The following is a 20,164-nucleotide window of genomic DNA, read 5'->3' on the forward strand; positions in this document are numbered from 1 at the left end:
GCATTTTCCGCCCACGAAAAAACCGCGCGGCTGCAAGGCTTGCGCGGTTTTTTTGTTTATGCGGCCTGTTTTCGGGCAGCCGGCGGCGCGGGTCAGGATTCCGCGGCGGAATCCTTTTCCAGCCGGACCGATGCCGAGTTGATGCAGTAGCGCAGGCCGGTGGGCTGGGGGCCGTCGTCGAAGACATGGCCGAGGTGGGCGCCGCACTGCTGGCACAGTACTTCGGTGCGCACCATGAAGTGGCTGCGGTCGACCGCGGTGTCGATGTTGCCGGGCTCGGCCGCCGTCCAGAAGCTGGGCCAGCCGCAGCCGGCATCGAACTTGTGCTCGGAGCGGAACAGCGGCGCTCCGCAGCACACGCAGCGGTACTCTCCCTTGTCCCAGACATCCCAGTACGCGCCGCTGAAGGCGGGCTCGGTGCCTTTTTCCCGGGCGACGCGGTATTGCAGGTCGGTGAGCTGGGCGCGCCATTCGGCGGCGCTTTTTTCGATCTTGCGCCTCATCGTCTAGTGCAGATGCCGCGGCATCTGTTCCGAATGTCCCTCGGGCATTTCCGCATGGACGATCTCGCCTTCGGCGGAAGGGTAGAGGGGGGCGCCGCAGTCGTCGCAGTACTCAAGCGGAAACTGGTGGTCGAGCGTCACGATGTCGCTGACCCCGGATTCGCGCAGTACGGCTTCGATCTGCGCGGGGCCGTCGGTGGTTTCGTCTTCGGCACCGAGCAGGGGCCAGACGACCCCATGCACGACCTGCTCGCGCCCGCGCACGCTCAGGCCGATGCGGTATTCCTCGAGATCCCGCTCCCAGAACGGGGCAATCACGGCGCGCAGGTTGGCCGCCGGAGTTTCCAGCGTGGTGGCGAGGAACGCGACCGAGGCGCGGACCGAGTAGGGGCGGCTATCGGTGTCGGCGGTGCGGCTGGCGGCGAAATAGGATTCCGGCAGGACCAGTTCGGTGGCGCAGCCCGGAAGCAGGGGTGCCAGACAGGCGCCGCCCTGGGTCCGCCACTGGTCGCGCGCGGCATCCCGGCTGCCGTCGGCTTCTTGCCAGCGGAACAGGGCCTGGCCATGGGGGACGGCAACCGCGGCGAGCAGGTAGCGGGTGTCGGACAGGAACTGCGCGGTCTCGGGCATGCCTTCGGTGTCGACATGCAAGTCGTGGTCGTCGAGCGCCGCGCCGCCGATCGCCTTGGCGAACTCGGCCGTGGCGCAATAGCCCTGCGGCAGCTGGTCGGGGCTGAAGAGGAAATCGGCGACCGACAGCCGCGCCCCTTTTGCCAGCACGTGGGCCTGGAGATGGACGCGCAGGTTGGCGAGTACCGCGGGCGGAATCGAAGTCGCGGGAATGCGATAGCGCGACCAGGCGAGCACCGGTGCCGCGATGAGGACGACTTCGTGCGCATCGAAAGCGCCTGCGGCGCATTCGGCCCGCGATTCGATCTGGTCGGCAAGCTCGTCGTAGGCCCGCGACTCGGTGCCGTAGAGGTGGTCGAGTGCGGCATTGAGGGCGCTTTCCTCGCTGTGCGCGAGGGCCTCGTCGAGGGCGGCAGCCAGTCGCAGGTCCCAGTACCGGTCTTCGACCCGGCTGCCCGAGTCGGCCAGACCATTGGCGAGCCAGACGAGTTGTTCGGCGATGCGGCCGAGGCCGCCCCGGCGCTTGAGGCGCGTTCTTTTCATGGGATGTCCTGTTGCTGTTCGGGGCGGGCGGGGCGAGCCCGGCCCGCGTGAACCCGTATTCTAGCTGAAGGGCGGGGCTGAGCCGGCGAAGGGCGGTGGGCACGGGCACGGGGGTCGAGTCTGTGCCCCGTCCGGAGCGGGCCGGGCCCCGGAGAGTCAGAAGCCGGGGCGGTCGAGGCGAATGGTCTGGAGGATGGTCGCCGAGATCTCCTCGATGGATTTGGCCGTCGATTCCAGCCAGCGGATGTTTTCGCGGCGCATCAGCTTGTGTGCCGCTTCGATCTCGTAGCGGCAGTTGTCGAGTGCGGCATAGCGGCTGTTGGGACGCCGTTCCTGGCGGATCTGCGACAGGCGCTCGGGGGCGATGGTGAGGCCGAAGAGCTTGTTGCGGTAGCGGTGCAGCTCTCCCGGTAGCTTGTTGCGTTCGAAGTCTTCCGGGATCAGCGGGTAGTTGGCCGCCTTGACGCCGAACTGCATCGCCAGGTACAGGCTGGTGGGCGTCTTGCCCGAGCGCGACACGCCGACCAGGATGACGTCGGCTTCGGCCAGTTCGCCGTCGCTGGAGATGCCGTCGTCGTGGGCCATGGCGAAGTTGATTGCCTCGATGCGGTGCTTGTAGTTGATGCTGTCGGCGATGCCGTGGAAGCGGCCGACGGCGTGGGTGGAGCGTTCGCCCAGTTCGGTTTCGAGCGGACCGATGAAGCGTTCGAAGAGGTCGAGGAACAGGGCGTCGGCTTGATGCAGTGCAGCAATGCTGTCTTCGTTGACCAGGGTGCTGAACACGATTGGGCGCACGCCGTCTTCGGCCGCGGCCTCGCGGATCTGACTGGCGCACTCGATCGCCTTGTCGAGATTGTCCACGAAAGGGGCACGGATCTGCTTGAATCTGCGCTCGGGAAACTGGGCGAGCAGGCTGTGGCCAAGGGTTTCCGCGGTGATGCCGGTGCCGTCGGAGACGAAGAAGATGGTGCGCGGGCGAATGTCGCTCATGGTGTCTGTCCTGTGGCTGGGGCATCCGGTTTGCTGCGGCATTGGGGCAAACCCTGCAGTGCGGCGCAGCACAAAAAAACGTTAGAATTGCATTTTGCTTTCTATCCAAAATTTTCGGAAGGCCACCCATGACCCGTTACGTGATCCCCTTCAACGAACTGCGCATGACCGACGTCGAACAGGTCGGCGGCAAGAATGCCTCGCTGGGCGAGATGATCAGCCAGCTGCCTGCCAGCGTTCGGGTTCCGGGTGGTTTCGCGACTACGGCCGAGGCCTACCGGGAGTTCCTCGCCCACGGCGGCCTTGCCGATCGTATCAACTCCGCGCTCGACGCGCTCGACGTCGATGACGTCGATGCGCTTGCGAAAACTGGCGCACAGATCCGCCAGTGGATTGTCGAGCTGCCGTTCCCGGCGAAGCTCGAAGCCGAGATCAAGGCCGCCTACGAGGCGATCACCGCCGAAGGCGAGGGCAGCTTCGCGGTGCGCTCGTCAGCGACTGCGGAAGACCTGCCGGATGCCTCCTTCGCCGGCCAGCAGGAGACCTTCCTCAATATCCACGGCTACGAGAACATCCTGCACGCGATGAAGGAAGTGTTCGCGTCGCTGTACAACGACCGCGCGATCGCCTACCGCGTGCACAAGAACTTCGCCCATGCCGAGGTCGCGCTGTCGGCCGGCGTGCAGCGCATGGTGCGTTCCGACACCGGGGCCTCGGGGGTGATGTTCTCGATCGACACCGAATCCGGTTTCGACCAGGTGGTGTTCATCACCGCCTCCTACGGTCTGGGCGAGACCGTGGTGCAAGGGGCGGTGAACCCGGACGAGTTCTACGTGCACAAGCCCACGCTGGCGCTCGCCAAGCCGGCGATCATCCGCCGCAACCTGGGCTCGAAGCTGATCAAGATGGTGTTCACCGACAAGGCCGTGGCCGGCAAGTCGGTGCGCACCGTGGATGTGCCCGAAGCCGATCGCAACCGCTTCTCGCTCACCGACGCCGATGTGCTCGAACTTGCCCGCTACGCCGTGATCATCGAGCAGCACTACGGCCGGCCGATGGACATCGAGTGGGGCAAGGACGGCGATGACGGCAAGCTCTACATCCTGCAGGCGCGCCCGGAAACGGTGAAGAGCCAGGACAGCGGCCTGGTGATGGAGAAGTACCGCCTCAAGCAGTACGGCAAGGCGCTGACCCACGGCCGTGCGATCGGCCAGAAGATCGGCGCCGGTGTGGTCCGCGTCGTCGGCGACGCCTCCGAGATGAACCGTGTCCAGGCCGGCGACATCCTCGTCACCGACATGACCGACCCCAACTGGGAGCCGGTGATGAAGCGCGCCAGCGCGATCGTCACCAACCGCGGCGGGCGCACCTGCCACGCGGCGATCATCGCCCGCGAGCTCGGCATCCCGGCGATCGTCGGCTGCGGCAACGCCACCGAAGTGCTGCAGGAAGGCGAGTCGGTCACCGTGTCCTGCGCCGAGGGCGATACCGGCTACGTGTACCGGGGCAAGCTCGAGTTCGAGGTCATCACCACCGACATGGGCAACCTGCCCGAGATTCCGGTGAAGATCATGATGAACGTGGGCAATCCGGAGCTCGCCTTCGAGTTCGCGCAGATTCCCAACGGCGGCGTCGGCCTGGCGCGCCTGGAGTTCGTCATCAACAACATGATCGGCATCCACCCGAAGGCGATCCTCGACCTCGGCCAGGTGCCGGCCAGCCTGCGCGACGAGATCAACCGCCGCTCGCGCGGCTACGCCACGCCCAAGCAGTTCTTCATCGAGAAGCTGGTCGAGGGCGTCGCCACCATCGCCGCGGCCTTCTACCCGAAGCCGGTGATCGTGCGCATGTCCGACTTCAAGTCGAACGAGTACCGCAAGCTGCTCGGCGGCGAGATCTACGAGCCGGAAGAAGAAAACCCGATGCTCGGCTTCCGTGGCGCCTCGCGCTACATCGCCCACAGCTTCCGTGACTGCTTCGAAATGGAAGTGGCGGCGATGAAGAAGGTGAGGAACGAGCTCGGCCTCACCAACGTGCAGATCATGATCCCCTTCGTGCGCAACGTCGAAGAGGCGGCGGGCGTGGTCGAACTGCTGGCCGAGCATGGCCTCAAGCGCGGCGTGAACGACCTCAAGCTGATCATGATGTGCGAGATCCCGTCCAACGCGATCCTCGCCGAGCAGTTCCTGCAGCACTTCGACGGCTTCTCGATCGGCTCCAACGACCTCACCCAGCTCACCCTGGGGCTGGACCGCGACTCCGGCCTGGTGGCGCACGCCTTCGACGAGCGCGACCCGGCGGTGAAGCAGCTGCTGTCGATGTCGATCAAGGCGGCAAACCGTCTCGGCAAGTATGTCGGCATCTGCGGCCAGGGCCCGTCGGACCATGCGGATTTCGCCGAATGGCTGATGGACGAAGGCATCCAGACCATTTCGCTGAACCCCGACACAGTCGTCGACACCTGGCTCAAGCTCGCCGCGCACCGCCAGCAGTAAGGCCGGCCGCAGCGCTGCACATGAGGTCGCTGAACCGCCCTTCGGGGCGGTTTTTTCGTCTGCAGTGGCGATGATGCACCTGCCCGGAACAAGCGCATAATGTGCCCGTCCTGGAACGGGCTGGCTCATGATGAATGATGATCCGCGTGCGCAATCGGAAGAATCGTGCGGTGCTGCCAGCCGGGACAGGGGCGCGTTGCACGCCAAGATGCAGGCGCTCGACTGTCTCGCCACCCATTATGCGCTGCTCTCGGGGACGGCTTTTTACCAGGCAGTGTGCCGGCACCTGGCCGAAGCGCTCGAACTCGACAGGGTGTGCGTGGGGCGGCTCGAACCCGGCGGCGAGACCGTGGCGGTGGTTGCGGGCTGGGCCTTCGGCCAGCCGTTGGCGCCGTATTCCTACCGCCTGGAAGGTACGCCCTGTGCCGAGGTGGTCGGCTGGGCGACCTGCATCCATCCCGCGGGGGTGGCGTCGCGCTTTCCCGGTGACCCGGAACTGGCCGCGAACGGCATCGAGTCCTACTGCGGGGTGCCGCTTTTCGCCCGCGACGGCAGCGCGCTCGGCCTGATCGTGGGGCTGGGGCGTCGTCCGCTGCGCGATTGCGGATATGTCTGCGCCCTGATCGAAATCTTCGACGACCGGGTCAGCGCCGAAATGCAGCGCGAACGCGCCGAAGCGGCCCTGACCCGGCGCGTCGCCTTCGAGCGCCTGGTGTCGGGGGTGGCCTCCGAGCTCATCCTCGCCTGTCCGGAGCAGCTCGATGCGGTGCTCATCCAGGCCCTGGGCGAAATCGGCGAGTTCGCCGCCGCCGACCGCGTGTATGTGTTCCAGATGACGGCCGACGGTGGGGCGGTCGACAACACCCACGAGTGGTGCGCGCCGGGAATCGAGCCGCAGCGGGAGAGCCTGCAGGGCATCCCGTTCGACGACCGGCTGATGTTCAGCCGGCGCATGCGGCGCTTCGAGATCGTCGATATTCCGCGGGTCGAAGACCTTGCCGACGAGGACGGCCTCGATCGCAAGATCCTGGCGGCGCAGTCGATCCAGTCGCTGCTCGCGGTGCCGATGGCGGCCGAAGGGCGGCTCATCGGCTTCATCGGGCTGGATAGCGTTCGTACCCCGCGGGTCTGGTCGGACGAGGAAAAGACGCTGCTCACCCTCGCCGGCAACGCCATCACCGGAGTGCTCGAACGCAAGCGTGCGCACGACACCCTGCGCGACAGCGAGGCGCGCTACCGCCTGGTGGTGGAGAGCGTGAAGGAGGTCATCTTCCAGACCGATGCCGGTGGCTGCTGGACTTTTCTCAACAGCGCATGGGCGGACGTCACCGGTCATCGCGTAGGCATGACCCTGGGAACCCGCTTTCTTGATTACGTCCATCCCGACGACCGCGAGCAGCACCGTGCCTGGTTCGAGCGCCTGATCCGGCGTGAAATCCAGGCCTGCTGCCTGGTCGTGCGCTATTTGCGGATCGGGGGTGGGTTCTGCTGGGTTGAAGTCAATGCCCGTTCAATCGCCGACACGGGCGGCAGCATCGTCGGCATTTCGGGAACGCTGAACGACGTCACGGCGCAAAAGGAGCACGAGTCCCAGCTCGAGTACATCGCCCATTACGACGCACTGACCGGGCTGCCGAACCGGGTGCTGCTGCACGACCGGCTGCAGCGCAGCATGGTGCAGGCGCGGCGCCGCGGGCAGCAGCTGGCCGTGGCTTATATCGACCTGGATGGGTTCAAGGCGATCAACGACGTACACGGCCACCGCGTAGGAGACCAGCTGTTGACCGTTCTGGCCACGCGCATGAAAGCCGTGCTGCGCGAGGGCGACAGCGTTTCACGCCTGGGAGGCGATGAGTTCGTCGCGGTGCTGGTCGATCTTGCCGATCTCGAAGCCGGTCTGCACCTGATCCAGCGCTTGCTGTCGGCTGTGGCGCAGAGCGTTCCGGCAGGCGGCCAGGTGCTGAAAGTGTCTGCCAGCATCGGTCTGACGCTGTATCCGCAAAGTGAGGAGGTCGATGCCGACCAGCTGCTGCGCCAGGCCGATCTGGCGATGTACCAGGCCAAGCTTGCCGGCAAGAATCGCTACCACGTTTTCGATACGGTCCAGGACCGTTGCCAGCGCGGCCGCCACGAGAGCCTGGCGCGTATCCGCCAGGGACTGGAAGCCGGCGAGTTCATGCTCCTGTACCAGCCCAAGGTGAATATGCGCACCGGTGCGCTCAATGGCCTCGAAGCCCTGATCCGGTGGCGGCACCCCGAGCAGGGCGAACTGGAGCCGGCGTCCTTCCTGCCCGCGCTCGAGGACCATCCCCTGTCGGTCGAGCTGGGCGAATGGGTGATCAAGAACGCGCTGGAGCAGATCGGGCGCTGGAAACGGGCCGGCTTCGAAGTGCAGGTCAGCGTCAACATCAGCGCCCGCCATCTGCAGTCGCCGGATTTCATGGCGCGCCTGCAGTCGATGCTGATGGTCCATCCCGAACTGGAGGCGGGCAGCCTGGAGCTCGAGGTGCTCGAAACCAGCGCCCTCGAGAGCATGAGCCAGGTGTCGCGGATCGTCGAAGAGTGTGCCGGAATCGGCGTGTCGTTCGCCCTCGACGACTTCGGCACCGGGTATTCCTCGCTCGCCTACCTGAAGCGCTTGCCGGCGGCGAAGCTCAAGGTCGACCAGCTTTTCGTGCGCAACATGCTCGACGACCCCGATGATCTGGCCATCCTGGAAGCGATCCTGGGGCTGGCGCACGCATTCCGGCGCGAAGTGATCGCCGAAGGCGTGGAAAGCGTGCGGCACGGCAAGCTGTTGCTGCAACTGGGGTGCGAACTGGGGCAAGGCTACGGCATCAGCCGCCCGCTGGCCGGCGACGCGGTGCCCCTGTGGGCTGCGGCCTGGTCCCTGCCGGTCGCCTGGCGCGACCGCCACCCGGTGGAGCACGATTACGCCGCACTGCTGCGTGTCCAGGTGGAGCAGCGCGCGATGATGAACCGGCTTGCGGCGTGGGTCGCGGACGATTCCCGCAGTCCGCCGCCGCCGGTGTTCCGCGACGGGCGTCTGCTGCAGTGGCTGGAGTGCCTGCAGGTCGGAGCCGCGGGGCGGGGCGGACATGAAATCGCCGATCAGTACCGCCTGCTGTATGCCCGGGTCGGAGCGCTGTTCGAGTGCTACTGGAGGCAGGACCGTGCGGGGATGGTGCGCGCCCTCGATCTCGCCCGCAGACAGCTGCGCACGGTGCATGCGCGGATCCAGCGGCTGGTCGACGCACGCCGGGGAGGGGCGGAATGGGGACCGAACTGAATCGGTTCCGAACCGCACCGGCGCCTTGCGGCGCCGGTGCCGGAGAAGCACGCAGGCGGCGCTCAGGCGACGCTGACCGGGATCTTCCCGATCCGGGCCTGCCATTCGCGCGGGCCGGTGTTATGCACGCTGCTGCCCTGGGCGTCGACCGCCACCGTCACCGGCATGTCCTGCACGGTGAATTCGTAGATCGCTTCCATGCCGAGATCTTCGAAGCCGACCACCTTGGCTTCCTTGATCGCCTTCGACACCAGGTAGGCGGCGCCGCCGACCGCCATCAGGTAGGCCGAGCGGTTGTCCCTGATCGCCTCGATCGCGACCGGGCCGCGTTCGGACTTGCCGATCATCGAGATCAGCCCGGTCTGCTCGAGCATCATCCGGGTGAACTTGTCCATCCGGGTCGCGGTCGTGGGGCCGGCGGGGCCGACGACTTCGTCGCGCACCGGGTCGACCGGGCCGACGTAGTAGATCACCCGGTTGGTGAAGTCGACCGGCAGCTTCTCACCCTTTTCGAGCATGTCCTGGATGCGCTTGTGCGCGGCGTCGCGGCCGGTGAGCATCTTGCCGTTGAGCAGCAGGATCTGGCCCGGCTTCCAGGAGGCGACCTCTTCCTTGGTCAGTGTGTCGAGGTTCACCCGGGTGGCGACGTTGGTGTCGGCCTTCCAGGTGACCTGCGGCCAGTCTTCGAGCCTGGGCGTGGGCAGGTGGGCGGGGCCAGAGCCGTCGAGGTGGAAATGCACGTGGCGGGTGGCGGCACAGTTCGGGATCATCGCCACCGGCAGGCTCGCGGCATGGGTCGGGTAGTCGAGGATCTTGACGTCGAGCACGGTGGTCAGTCCGCCCAGGCCCTGGGCGCCGATGCCCAGCGCGTTGACCTTGTCCATCAGCTCCAGGCGCAGCTCCTCGGCGCGGGTCAGGGCGGCGCCAGCGGCGGCCTTGGCGCGCAGTTCGTGGATGTCGACCGGCGCCATCAGCGATTCCTTGGCCAGCAGCATCGCCTTTTCCGGCGTGCCGCCGATGCCGATGCCGAGGATCCCCGGCGGACACCAGCCCGCGCCCATCGTTGGCACCGTCTTGAGGACCCAGTCGACGATCGAGTCGGAGGGGTTGAGCAAGGCCATCTTGGTCTTGTTCTCCGAGCCGCCGCCCTTGGCCGCGCAGATCACCTCGACGCCGTCGCCGGGCACGATCTCGTAGTGCACCACGGCCGGGGTGTTGTCCTTGCTGTTGATGCGGGCGCCGGCCGGGTCGAGCAGGACCGAGGCGCGCAGTTTGTTGTCCGGGTTGTTGTAGGCGCGGCGCACGCCTTCGTTGACCATGTCCTGGACGCTCATTTTCGCGTCCCACTGCACATTCATGCCGACCTTGAGGAAGACCACGGCGATGCCGGTATCCTGGCACAGGGGGCGATGGCCTTCGGCCGCCATGCGCGAGTTGGTCAGGATCTGCGCGATCGCGTCCTTGGCGGCGGGGCTTTCCTCGCGCTCCCAGGCTTCGCCGAGTGCCTTGATGTAGTCGAGCGGGTGATAATAGCTGATGTACTGGAACGCATCCGCAATCGACTGGATGAGGTCTTCTTCGCGAATCATCGTCATGGCGCTTGGTCTCCGGGATGACAAGGGGGCAGAATGGTGCGGCGGGACCGGGGTCCGCCAGGGAGCGGAATTCTAGCACCGCGCCGCCGCGCCCGTCGCGGGCGGGGCGGTGTAAGTCCTGTGTAAGATAAATGCCCTTAAATGCCGGCGCATCCAGGGCCTTGCCGCGACCGTCGCCCAGGCCCGTTCAAGGCTGGAACCAACCAGCCGGACCCGCGAGGGTCAGCTTCAACCATTGAATCGTTGAGGAGAGGTGAGCATGTCAAACGAGCAGCAAGTCCGCATTTACAACCCCCCCCAGGAAATGGTCAGGAACGCCGCAGTGTCCGGGATGGACGGCTACCGTGCGCTGTGCAAGGAAGCCGAGGACGACTACGAAGGTTTCTGGGGCCGTCGCGCCAAGGAGCTGCTGGACTGGAAAGAGCCCTTCACCCAGGTGCTCGACGAATCGAACGCTCCCTTCTTCAAGTGGTTCGCCGACGGCAAACTCAACGTCTCGTACAACTGCCTCGACCGCAACGTCAATAACGGTCTCGGCGACAAGGTCGCGATCGTCTTCGAGGCCGACGGCGGTGAAGTCACCCGCGTCACCTACAAGGACCTGCTTGCCCGCGTCGGCAAGCTCGCCAACGCCCTGCGCGCCATGGGGGTCAAGAAGGGCGACCGCGTCATCATCTACCTGCCGATGTCGATCGAAGGCGTGGTCGCGATGCAGGCCTGCGCCCGTATCGGCGCGACCCATTCGATCGTGTTCGGCGGCTTCTCCGCCCAGGCCCTGCGCGACCGCATCGAGGACGCCGGCGCGGTCGCGGTGATCACCGCCGACGGCCAGTTCCGCGGCGGCAAGGCCCTGCCGCTGAAGCCGATCGCCGACGAGGCGCTGGCCCTGGGCGGCTGCGATTCGGTGAAGAACGTCATCGTCGTCAAGCGCACCGGCGCCGATGCCTCCATGGTCGCGGGGCGCGACCGCTGGTACCACGACGTGGTCGCGGGCCAGTCCGAAACCTGCGAGCCGGAGTGGGTCGAGGCCGAGCATCCGCTGTTCATCCTCTACACATCGGGTTCCACCGGCAAGCCGAAGGGCGTGCAGCACTCCTCGGGGGGCTACCTGCTGCATGCCGTGCTGTCGATGAAGTACACCTTCGACATCAAGCCCAACGACGTCTATTGGTGCACCGCCGACATCGGCTGGGTCACCGGCCACACCTACATCACTTACGGTCCGCTCGCCTGCGGTGCGACCGAGATCGTGTTCGAAGGCGTGCCCACCTATCCGGACGCCGGCCGCTTCTGGAAGATGATCCAGGACCACAAGGTCAGCATCTTCTACACCGCGCCGACCGCGATCCGTTCGCTGATCAAGGCCGCCGACAACAACCCGGCCGTCCATCCCAAGCAGTACGACCTGTCCAGCCTGCGGATCCTGGGTTCGGTCGGCGAGCCGATCAACCCGGCGGCCTGGGAGTGGTACTACGAGAATGTCGGCGGCGGCCGCTGCCCGATCGTCGATACGTTCTGGCAGACCGAGACCGGTGCGCACATGATCACCCCGATGCCGGGCGCCACGCCGATGGTGCCGGGCTCATGCACGCTGCCCTTCCCGGGCATCATCGCCGCGGTGGTCGACGAGACCGGCACCGAAGTGCCCTGGGGGCAGGGCGGCATCCTGGTGGTCAAGAAGCCGTGGCCGGCGATGATCCGCACCGTGTGGGGCGACCCCGAGCGGTTCAAGAAGACCTATTACCCGGACGACTTCAAGGGCAAGCTCTACCTTGCCGGCGACGGTGCGATCCGCGACGCGGAGACGGGTTACTTCACCATCACCGGCCGCATCGACGACGTCCTCAACGTTTCCGGCCACCGCATGGGCACGATGGAGATCGAGTCGGCCCTGGTGGCGCACGAAAAGGTTGCCGAAGCCGCGGTGGTGGGGCGTCCGGACGACGTCACCGGCGAGGCGATCGTGGCCTTCGTGGTGCTGAAGGGGCCGCGCCCGACCGGCGAGGAGGCGGCGAAGGTCGTCAAGGAGCTGCAGACCTGGGTCGGCCATGAGATCGGCCCGATCGCCAAGCCGAAGGACATCCGCTTCGGCGAGAACCTGCCCAAGACCCGCTCCGGCAAGATCATGCGCCGCCTGCTGCGCCAGCTCGCCAAGGGCGAGGACGTCACGCAGGACACCTCGACGCTGGAAAACCCGGCGATCCTCGAGCAGCTCAAGGGCTGATTGCCGTGCCGGGCGGCTCTGCGCCCGGCATGAGGAGTGACAGGAGAAGGTCCGGCCACGCCGCCGGACCGGAAGGGGAGGGAGACCGGGCGCGCCCTGCGCGCCCCCTGTCGGTGCGAAGCGCCGAATCCGCCGACAAGAGCGGACGGCGCCTTCGTCCAGCATTCACCGCGGCGGACGTCATGAGAGCTGCATGATGCGCAAGGGACTTGCCGGGCAGCGCCTGGTGGCGGTGTTCATCGCCGGCCTGCTGCTGCTGAACTACCCGCTGCTGTCCTTGTTCGACCGGCCGCTGAGCGTGTTCGGGCTGCCGCTGCTCCACGTCTATCTGTTCGGCGTGTGGCTGGGCCTGGTGATGGTCGTGGCCTGGATCGTCGAGCGCGGCGCGCGCTGAGCCGGAGACCTCGATGCTGCCTGGCTGGCTGATCGTCGGAGCTTCGTTCGCTTACCTGCTGATCCTGTTCGCGATTGCGTATTTCGGCGACCGCCGCGCCGACCAGGGGCGGTCGATCATCGCCAACCCCTGGGTCTACAGCCTTTCGCTGGCGGTGTATTGTACCGCGTGGACCTACTTCGGCAGCGTCGGGCGCGCGGCGGCAGGCGGGATCTGGTTCCTGCCCACCTACCTGGGGCCGACCCTGGGGCTGACGCTGGCCTGGCTGGTGGTGCTGAAGATGATCCGCATCGCCCGCAGCTACCGCATCACCTCGGTCGCCGATTTTATCGCTTCGCGCTACGGCAAGAGCCACCTGCTCGGCGGCCTGGTCACGATCATCGCGGTGATCGGCATCGTGCCCTACATCGCGCTGCAGCTGAAGGCGATCTCCAGCGCCTATGCGCTGATGATCGGCGAGCACGACATCGTGTTCCGGGTCGAGACCGCGAGCGCCGCCTGGTGGCAGGACAGCACCCTCTACATTGCGCTCGCGCTGGCCGCGTTCACCATCCTGTTCGGCACCCGCCACCTCGACACCACCGAGCGCCATGAAGGCATGGTGGCGGCGATCGCCTTCGAGTCGGTGGTGAAGCTGCTCGCCTTCCTGGCCGTGGGCGTTTATGTGACCTACTGGCTGTACGACGGCTTCGCCGACCTGTATGCGCGGGCGATGGCGCGTCCCGAGCTCGGGACGCTGCTCGTGTTCGACGGCGCCGGCCGGCTAGGGTACGGCGGCTGGTTCGCCCACGTGCTGCTGGCCATGCTGTCGATCATCTTCCTGCCGCGCCAGTTCCAGATCGCGGTGGTCGAGAACGTCAACGAACAGCACCTGCGCCGCGCGACCTGGGTCTTTCCCGCCTACCTGCTGGCGATCAACCTCTTCGTGGTCCCGATTGCGCTCGGCGGCCTGCTGCATTTCGGCCAAGGCACGGTGGACCCCGACACGTTCGTGCTGACGCTGCCGATGGCACACGACAACGCCGCCCTGGCGCTGCTCGTGTTCGTCGGCGGACTGTCGGCGGCGACCGGAATGGTCATCGTCGAGGCGATCGCGCTGTCGACCATGGTGTGCAACGACCTGGTGATGCCGATGCTGCTGCGCAGCCGGCGCCTGGACCTGACCCGCGAGCGCGATCTCACCGGACTGCTGCTGGGCATCCGGCGCGGAGCGATCCTGGGCGTGCTGCTGCTGGGCTACCTCTATTTCCGTCTCGCCGGCGAGGCCTATGCCCTGGTCAGCATCGGCCTGATCAGCTTCGCCGCGGTGGCGCAGTTCGCCCCGGCGGTGCTCGGTGGGATGTACTGGCGGGGCGGCACGCGCGAAGGGGCGTTCGCCGGCCTCCTCGCCGGCTTCCTGGTGTGGGGCTACACCTTGATGCTGCCGTCTTTCGCCAAGTCGGGCTGGCTCGATGCGCGTTTTCTCGAATACGGCCTGTTCGACCTGTGGTGGCTGAAGCCGGAGCAACTGCTCGGCATCGGCGGCTGGGACAACATCAGCCACGCGCTGTTCTGGAGCCTGTTCGCGAATATCGGCTGCTATGTGATCGTATCCTTGCTGCGCGTGCCGACCGGTCCGGAAGCGACCCAGGGCGCGTTGTTCGTCGATGTGTTCCGGCGCGGTGCGGCGCCGCCGGCGAGCTTCTGGCGCGGCGGGGCCGAAGTGGGCGATCTGCTGCCGCTGGTTGCGCGCTTTCTCGGCCAGCGCCGCACCGAAGAGGCGTTCGGCGCCTATGCCCGGGCGCATGGTGTCGAGCACATCGGGCAACTCAGGGCCGACCCCGAACTGGTGCATTTTGCCGAAACCCTGCTTGCCGGCGCGATCGGCAGCGCCTCGGCGCGGGTGATGGTGGCGACCGTGGTGCAGGAAGAGCGCCTCGGCCTGGGCGAGGTCATGGACATTCTCGACGAGGCCTCGCAGGTGCGCGCCTACTCGCGCGAGCTCGAAGAGAAGTCGCGTGCCCTCGAGGTGGCGACCTCCGAACTGCGTGCCGCCAACGAACGGCTCAAGGAACTCGACCGCCTCAAGGACGACTTCATGTCGTCGGTGACCCATGAACTGCGCACGCCGCTGACTTCGATCCGGGCGCTCTCGGAAATGATGGTCGATGATCCCGGGATCGAGCTTGCCGACCGCCAGCGCTTCCTGGGCATCATCGTGTCCGAGACCGTGCGTCTGACCCGGCTCGTGAACCAGGTCCTGGACATGGCGAAGATCGAATCGGGTCATGCCGAGTGGCACAACACCGACATCGACATGCGCGAGCTGGTGAACCATTCGGTCGAAGCCACGCTGCAGCTGTTTCGCGACCGCGGCGCCGAAGTGCGGGTGTCGGCGCCCGATGCGGTGCCGCTGCTGCGCGCCGACCATGACCGCCTGCTGCAGGTGATGCTGAACCTGCTGTCCAATGCAGCCAAATTCGTGCCCGCGGGCAGCGGAAAGGTGGATGTGCGCCTGAGCTGCGACGGCCGCCATGTCCGTGTCGAGGTGAAGGACAACGGGCCGGGCATCGAGCCGGCGCTCGAGCCGGTGATCTTCCATAAGTTCCGCCAGGGCGGCGACGAGCGCTCGCGGCCGCAAGGCACCGGACTGGGCCTGCCGATCAGCCGGCAGATCGTCGAGCATTTCGGCGGCCGCCTGTGGCTGGAGTCGGTGCCCGGCGAAGGCGCGTGCTTTTCGTTCGAGCTGCCGCTGGTGCCTGCGTCCGCTGGCGGATGACTTAGAATGATGCCGAGGGGGGAAACAGTGCATGCACAAGAAGATTCTGATCGCCGACGATGAGCAGAACATCGTCATTTCGCTGGAATTCCTGATGAAGCGCGAAGGCTTCGAGGTGTCGATCGCCCACGACGGCGAAGAGGCGGTGCGGAGGATCCGTGCCGAACGCCCCGACCTCGTGCTGCTCGACGTGATGATGCCGAAGAAGAGCGGCTTCGAAGTGTGCCAGGAGATCAAGGCCGATCCGGCGCTGGCCGCGGTGCGCGTGCTGATGCTGACCGCCAAGGGGCGCGACACCGAAGTCGCCAAGGGGCTCGCCCTCGGAGCCGATGCCTACATGACCAAGCCTTTCTCGACCAGGGAGCTGGTGGACAAGGTGCGCAGCCTGCTGGAGCCCTGATCGATGCCGGCGCGCGTGCGCTTTGCCTTCGCGGTCATCGTGCTGTTCTTGCTGATGACCGGGCCGTTCCTGCTCACCGCCCTGATCATCTGGACGGAAACCCAGATCTCGGGACGCGCGCTGCTGGTGCAGGTGCTCAGTCCGCACCTGACGCTCGGTTTCGTGCTCACCGCGCTCGGCTTCGCCGCCGGGGTGGGGGTGGTACGGATGCTGTTCCGGCAGTACGTCCAGGGCCTGCTGCGGATGGCCGAGCACCTCGGGCTGATGCTGGGGGCGAACAGGGGCTTCCGGGTCCAGCCCGAGGGGCCGCCCGAAGTCCAGGCCCTGGCCCAGGCGGCGAACGAGCTCGCAGGCCAGCGCGATGCGCTGATGGTCGATGTCGAAGCGCAGATCGCGCGCGCCAAGGAGTCGCTCGAGCTGGAAAAAAACCGCCTCGCCGCGCTGATGTCCGAACTGACCCAGAGCGTGGTGGTGTGCAACCTCGACGGCCGGGTGCTGCTCTACAACCAGCGTGCGCGCACCCAGTTCCGGGCGCTGTCCGAAGCGCCAGGAGTGGCCGGCGGCGGCGAGCTGATCGGCCTCGGGCGTTCGATCTATGCGGTGTTCGAGCGCAACCTGATCGCCCATGCGCTCGACACGATTCAGGTGCAACTGCGCCGTGGCGATAGTGAAGTGCAGGCCAACTTCGTGACCACGACCCGCGCCGGCCAGCTGCTGCGGGTGCAGATGGCGCCGGTGCTGTCGGCCGCCGAGCCTGTGCCTGCGGCACCCGGGCAGGGCAGCGAAGCGCGGCCGGAAGGGCCTGCGGACGTGGGGCGGATGCTGACCGGCTTCATCCTGATGCTGGACAACATCACCCGCAACTTCGAAGTCGAGTCGCGCCGCGACCGCATGCTGCACGAACTCACCGAAGGCAACCGGGCCTCGCTCGCCAATGTGCGGGCCGCGGTCGAGATGCTCGAGTACGGAGACCTCTCCGACGATCTGCGCGACCGCTTCCGCAAGGTGATCCGCGACGAGGTGCAGTCGATGAGCACGCGCCTGGACAGCACCGCAACCGAGTTCGCCGATGCGCTCAAGGTGCGCTGGCCGCTCGAGGACATGCTCGGCGCCGACCTGATCGCTGCCGCCCAGCGCCGCATCGAACAGAGCATCGGCTTGCCGACCAAGCTCGAGGACATCGACGTGAGCCTGTGGGTGAAGGTCGACAGCTTCTCGCTGATCCAGGCCATCACCTACCTCGCCAGCCGCCTCTCCGATGAATTCGGCGTGCGCGAGGTGCGTTTCCGCCTGAGCGCCGCCGGCCGCCTCGCCCACCTCGACCTGATCTGGTCGGGGCAGGCGATGAGCACCGAGACGGTGATGGGCTGGGAGCTCGAGTCGATGCGCTTCGAGGGCGAGAGCAGCCCGCTGTCGGTACGCGACGTCATCGACCGCCATGACGGCGAGATGTGGCTCGAGCGCGAAAAGGTCCGCCATCGCGCCTTCTTCCGCATCCTGCTGCCGGCGGCGGCGCCCCGTGAGGTGCTCGAGTCCGGCATCCATCTGCGCGGCGAGGGCAGGCCGGAATACTACGATTTCGACCTCTTCGCCTGGTCGGAAAAATCCCACGAACTCGAAGAGCGGCGCCTCACCGAGCTGACCTTCACCGTGTTCGATACCGAAACCACCGGGCTCAATCCCTCGCAGGGCGACGAGATCATCCAGATCGGCGCCACCCGCATCGTCAATGGCAAACTGCTGCGCAGCGAGTCCTTCGAGCAACTGGTGGACCCGCAGCGGGCGCTGAGTGCCGAGTCGGCCAAGGTGCACGGCATCAGCGCCGAGATGCTGCATGGCCAGCCCACGATCGACAAGGTGCTGCCCGCGTTCCACGCCTTTGCCGCGGATACCGTGCTGATCGCCCACAACGCCGCCTTCGACATGCGCTTCCTGCAGCTCAAGGAAGCCCAGACCGGGCTGCGCTTCGATCAGCCGGTGCTCGACACCCTGCTGCTGTCGGCGGTGGTCCACCCGCAGCAGGCGTCGCACCGCCTCGAGACCATCGCCGAACGGCTCGGCCTGACCATCGTCGGCCGCCATACCGCGCTGGGCGACGCGATCGTCACCGCCGAAGTGTTCCTGAAGCTGGTTCCGCTGCTCGCCGAGATGGGCATCCACACCTTGCGCGACGCGCGCAAGGCGGCGGAAAAATCGTATTACGCGCGGATCCGCTACTGATGGCGGACGTCTGTTCCAGCCTGGCAGTGCAGCCGTGACGCGCAGCCGCGCCTTTGCCCACCGCCTGCGGCGCTACTACGGCTGGTATACGGTCGTATTCGTGCTGTTCGTGCTGCTGCTGGCGCTGGGCGAACAGCTCGGGCTGTCGCAGCCGGTGATCGGCCACGTCTTCCTGTTCGTCACCATCGCGATCTATGCCGCGATCGGCGTCATGAGCCGCACCACCGACGTATCCGAGTATTACGTTGCCGGCCGCCGGGTGCCGGCGATGTTCAACGGCATGGCCACCGCCGCCGACTGGATGAGTGCGGCGTCCTTCATCGGTCTGGCTGGAACGCTTTATTTCTCCGGTTTCGAAGGGCTCGCCTTCGTCACCGGGTGGACCGGCGGTTTCGTGCTGGTGGCCTTGCTGCTCGCCCCCTATCTGCGCAAATTCGGCCAATACACGATTCCGGACTTCCTCGGTGCACGCTATCAGGGCAGCGTGGCGCGCCTGGTCGGGCTGGCTGCGGCCGTGCTGGCGAGCTTCGTCTATCTGGTGGCACAGATCTACGGTGTCGGCCTGATCACCAGCCGCTTCGTCAGTGTCGAGTTCGAGATCGGGCTGTTCATCGGGCTCGCCGGCATTCTGGTGTGCTCCTTCCTCGGTGGGATGCGGGCGGTGACCTGGACCCAGGTGGCGCAGTACGTGATCCTGATCATCGCCTACCTGGTACCGGTGGTGATCCTGTCCTACAAGCTGACGGGCATCCCGCTGCCCCAGGCTGCCTACGGCAGCGTGCTGCAGAAAATCACCGTCCGCGAAGACGCTCTGTTCGATGCGCCTTCCGAGGCCGAAGTGCGCACCCTGTACGCCGCCCGTGCGCGGGATTACCAGGCCAAGATCGGCGGCCTGCCGGATTCGCTGGAAACCGAGCGTCGTGCGCTGATCGAGCGTCTGAACGAGCTGCGTCTGGGAAACGCCTCGGCACGCGAGATCGCCCTCACCGAGCGGGCCCTGCGCGATCTGCCGCGCACGCCGGCCGAGGCCGAGCAGATGTGGGCCCGGGCGCGCGCGGAGGCGCTCGAGCGCTCGCGTCCGCCTCCGCGCCATGCCCAGGCGCACCCGGGGGCGAATGCCGCCGAATCGGCCGTCGCGCGCAACAACTTCCTCGCCCTGATGTTCGTGCTGATGGTCGGCACCGCGGCCCTGCCGCACATCCTGATGCGCTACTACACGACTCCCGGCGTGGTCGAGGCGCGGCGCTCGGTGGCCTGGTCGCTGTTGTTCATCTTCCTGCTCTATGTGACGGCGCCGGCCTACGCGGTATTCGCGAAGTGGGAGGTGTATCACAACCTGGTCGGCTCGAGCATCAGCATCCTGCCCGAATGGGTGAGCTCGTGGGGCAAGGTCGGCCTGGTGAAGATCGAGGACCTCAACCTCGACGGCATCCTGCAGCTGGCCGAGTTGCGCATGGACACTGATGTGATCGTGCTCGCCACCCCGGAAATCGCCGGCCTGCCTTACGTCGTGTCCGGCCTGGTGGCGGCGGGAGGGCTGGCGGCGGCGCTGTCGACCGCCGACGGCCTGCTGCTGACGATCTCGAACGCTCTGTCGCACGATCTGTACTACAAGGTCGTCAACCCGCAGGCCTCCACCCACCGCCGGCTGGTCATTTCCAAGTCGCAACTGCTGGTGGTCGCAGTGGTGGCGGCCTGGGTGGCGTCGATGCGCCCGGACAACATCCTGTTCATGGTCGGGTTGGCATTCTCGATCGGTGCGTCGGCGTTTTTTCCGGCGCTGGTTCTGGGCATCTTCTGGAAACGGGCGAACCGCCCCGGAGCCGTCGCCGGCATGCTCGCCGGCCTGGCGCTGACGCTGATCTACGTGGTGCAGACGCATCCGTTTTTCGGCGGTTCGATGGCCCATGCCTGGTTCGACATCAATCCGATTTCGGCCGGCGTGTTCGGCGTGCCGCTGGGGTTCGTGACCATCGTCGTCGTCAGCCTGCTGACCGCGCCGCCGCCGCGGGAGATCCAGGATCTGGTCGATTACGTGCGCTATCCGGAACTGCGGCTGTACCCGGAGCGGGAGGAGTAAGCGCTGGCGCGCTCCCTCCGCCGACATTCGGACGTATGGCGCC

12 protein-coding genes are annotated in these 20,164 nt (G+C 66.5%); 8 read left to right on the forward strand and 4 right to left on the reverse strand.

The window, feature by feature from the left end:
• Positions 1–92: 92 nt before the first annotated feature.
• The 3 genes from msrB to ppsR form a co-directional block, all read right to left on the reverse strand.
• Positions 93–503, reverse strand: coding sequence for a peptide-methionine (R)-S-oxide reductase MsrB (gene msrB / locus Tharo_RS08610; RefSeq protein ID WP_107220839.1), 411 nt, complete (start codon positions 501–503; stop codon positions 93–95).
• A 3-nt stretch (positions 504–506) separates the two neighbouring features.
• Positions 507–1,676: a DUF2863 family protein gene (locus Tharo_RS08615; RefSeq protein ID WP_107220840.1), complete on the reverse strand. Its 1,170-nt coding sequence runs from the start codon at positions 1,674–1,676 to the stop codon at positions 507–509.
• A 156-nt stretch (positions 1,677–1,832) separates the two neighbouring features.
• A complete protein-coding gene (ppsR, locus tag Tharo_RS08620) occupies positions 1,833–2,666 on the reverse strand; it encodes a posphoenolpyruvate synthetase regulatory kinase/phosphorylase PpsR (protein WP_107220841.1) in 834 nt (277 codons plus the stop codon).
• A 128-nt stretch (positions 2,667–2,794) separates the two neighbouring features.
• Here ppsR and ppsA point away from each other — a divergent pair, with 128 nt between their 5' ends.
• Entirely contained in the window at positions 2,795–5,161 is a 2,367-nt protein-coding gene (ppsA, locus tag Tharo_RS08625; RefSeq protein ID WP_107220842.1) for a phosphoenolpyruvate synthase, read from the forward strand.
• A 196-nt stretch (positions 5,162–5,357) separates the two neighbouring features.
• On the forward strand, positions 5,358–8,450 hold the full coding sequence (locus Tharo_RS08630; protein WP_245881039.1) for a putative bifunctional diguanylate cyclase/phosphodiesterase: 3,093 nt from the start codon (positions 5,358–5,360) through the stop codon (positions 8,448–8,450).
• Positions 8,451–8,512: 62 nt separating this feature from the next.
• On the opposite strand, the gene Tharo_RS08635 is transcribed toward Tharo_RS08630, so the two are convergent.
• Positions 8,513–10,045: a fumarate hydratase gene (locus tag Tharo_RS08635; RefSeq protein WP_107220843.1), complete on the reverse strand. Its 1,533-nt coding sequence runs from the start codon at positions 10,043–10,045 to the stop codon at positions 8,513–8,515.
• A gap of 259 nt (positions 10,046–10,304) precedes the next feature.
• Here Tharo_RS08635 and acs point away from each other — a divergent pair, with 259 nt between their 5' ends.
• The 6 genes from acs to Tharo_RS08665 all read left to right on the forward strand — a co-directional run bounded on the left by acs (position 10,305) and on the right by Tharo_RS08665 (position 20,121).
• Complete coding sequence (gene acs / locus Tharo_RS08640; protein WP_107220844.1) at positions 10,305–12,269, forward strand: acetate--CoA ligase; 1,965 nt, start codon at positions 10,305–10,307, stop codon at positions 12,267–12,269.
• A 196-nt stretch (positions 12,270–12,465) separates the two neighbouring features.
• Positions 12,466–12,663, forward strand: a complete 198-nt coding sequence (locus tag Tharo_RS08645) for a hypothetical protein (protein ID WP_211309681.1) — start codon at positions 12,466–12,468, stop codon at positions 12,661–12,663.
• Positions 12,664–12,676: 13 nt separating this feature from the next.
• Positions 12,677–15,421 (forward strand): sensor histidine kinase, encoded by a 2,745-nt coding sequence (locus Tharo_RS08650; protein ID WP_107220846.1) that lies wholly within the window; start codon positions 12,677–12,679, stop codon positions 15,419–15,421.
• A gap of 31 nt (positions 15,422–15,452) precedes the next feature.
• Positions 15,453–15,821, forward strand: a complete 369-nt coding sequence (locus Tharo_RS08655; RefSeq protein WP_107220847.1) for a response regulator transcription factor — start codon at positions 15,453–15,455, stop codon at positions 15,819–15,821.
• A 3-nt stretch (positions 15,822–15,824) separates the two neighbouring features.
• A complete protein-coding gene (locus tag Tharo_RS08660; RefSeq protein WP_107220848.1) occupies positions 15,825–18,041 on the forward strand; it encodes a 3'-5' exonuclease in 2,217 nt (738 codons plus the stop codon).
• Positions 18,042–18,075: 34 nt separating this feature from the next.
• Positions 18,076–20,121 (forward strand): sodium:solute symporter family protein, encoded by a 2,046-nt coding sequence (locus Tharo_RS08665; RefSeq protein ID WP_107220849.1) that lies wholly within the window; start codon positions 18,076–18,078, stop codon positions 20,119–20,121.
• Positions 20,122–20,164: the final 43 nt, after the last annotated feature.

It is taken from the genome of Thauera aromatica K172, from assembly GCF_003030465.1.
GTDB lineage: Bacteria > Pseudomonadota > Gammaproteobacteria > Burkholderiales > Rhodocyclaceae > Thauera > Thauera aromatica.

What these genes read in the sequence shown, in the direction of transcription:
- ppsA (WP_107220842.1), top strand. Translation starts at nt 2,795, where the DNA reads ATGACCCGTTACGTGATCCCCTTCAACGAACTGCGCATGACCGACGTC.
- acs (WP_107220844.1), top strand. Translation starts at nt 10,305, where the DNA reads ATGTCAAACGAGCAGCAAGTCCGCATTTACAACCCCCCCCAGGAAATG.
- Tharo_RS08650 (WP_107220846.1), top strand. Translation starts at nt 12,677, where the DNA reads ATGCTGCCTGGCTGGCTGATCGTCGGAGCTTCGTTCGCTTACCTGCTG.
- Tharo_RS08615 (WP_107220840.1), bottom strand. Translation starts at nt 1,676, where the DNA reads ATGAAAAGAACGCGCCTCAAGCGCCGGGGCGGCCTCGGCCGCATCGCC.
- Tharo_RS08645 (WP_211309681.1), top strand. Translation starts at nt 12,466, where the DNA reads ATGCGCAAGGGACTTGCCGGGCAGCGCCTGGTGGCGGTGTTCATCGCC.
- Tharo_RS08655 (WP_107220847.1), top strand. Translation starts at nt 15,453, where the DNA reads ATGCACAAGAAGATTCTGATCGCCGACGATGAGCAGAACATCGTCATT.
- Tharo_RS08635 (WP_107220843.1), bottom strand. Translation starts at nt 10,045, where the DNA reads ATGACGATGATTCGCGAAGAAGACCTCATCCAGTCGATTGCGGATGCG.
- ppsR (WP_107220841.1), bottom strand. Translation starts at nt 2,666, where the DNA reads ATGAGCGACATTCGCCCGCGCACCATCTTCTTCGTCTCCGACGGCACC.
- msrB (WP_107220839.1), bottom strand. Translation starts at nt 503, where the DNA reads ATGAGGCGCAAGATCGAAAAAAGCGCCGCCGAATGGCGCGCCCAGCTC.
- Tharo_RS08660 (WP_107220848.1), top strand. Translation starts at nt 15,825, where the DNA reads ATGCCGGCGCGCGTGCGCTTTGCCTTCGCGGTCATCGTGCTGTTCTTG.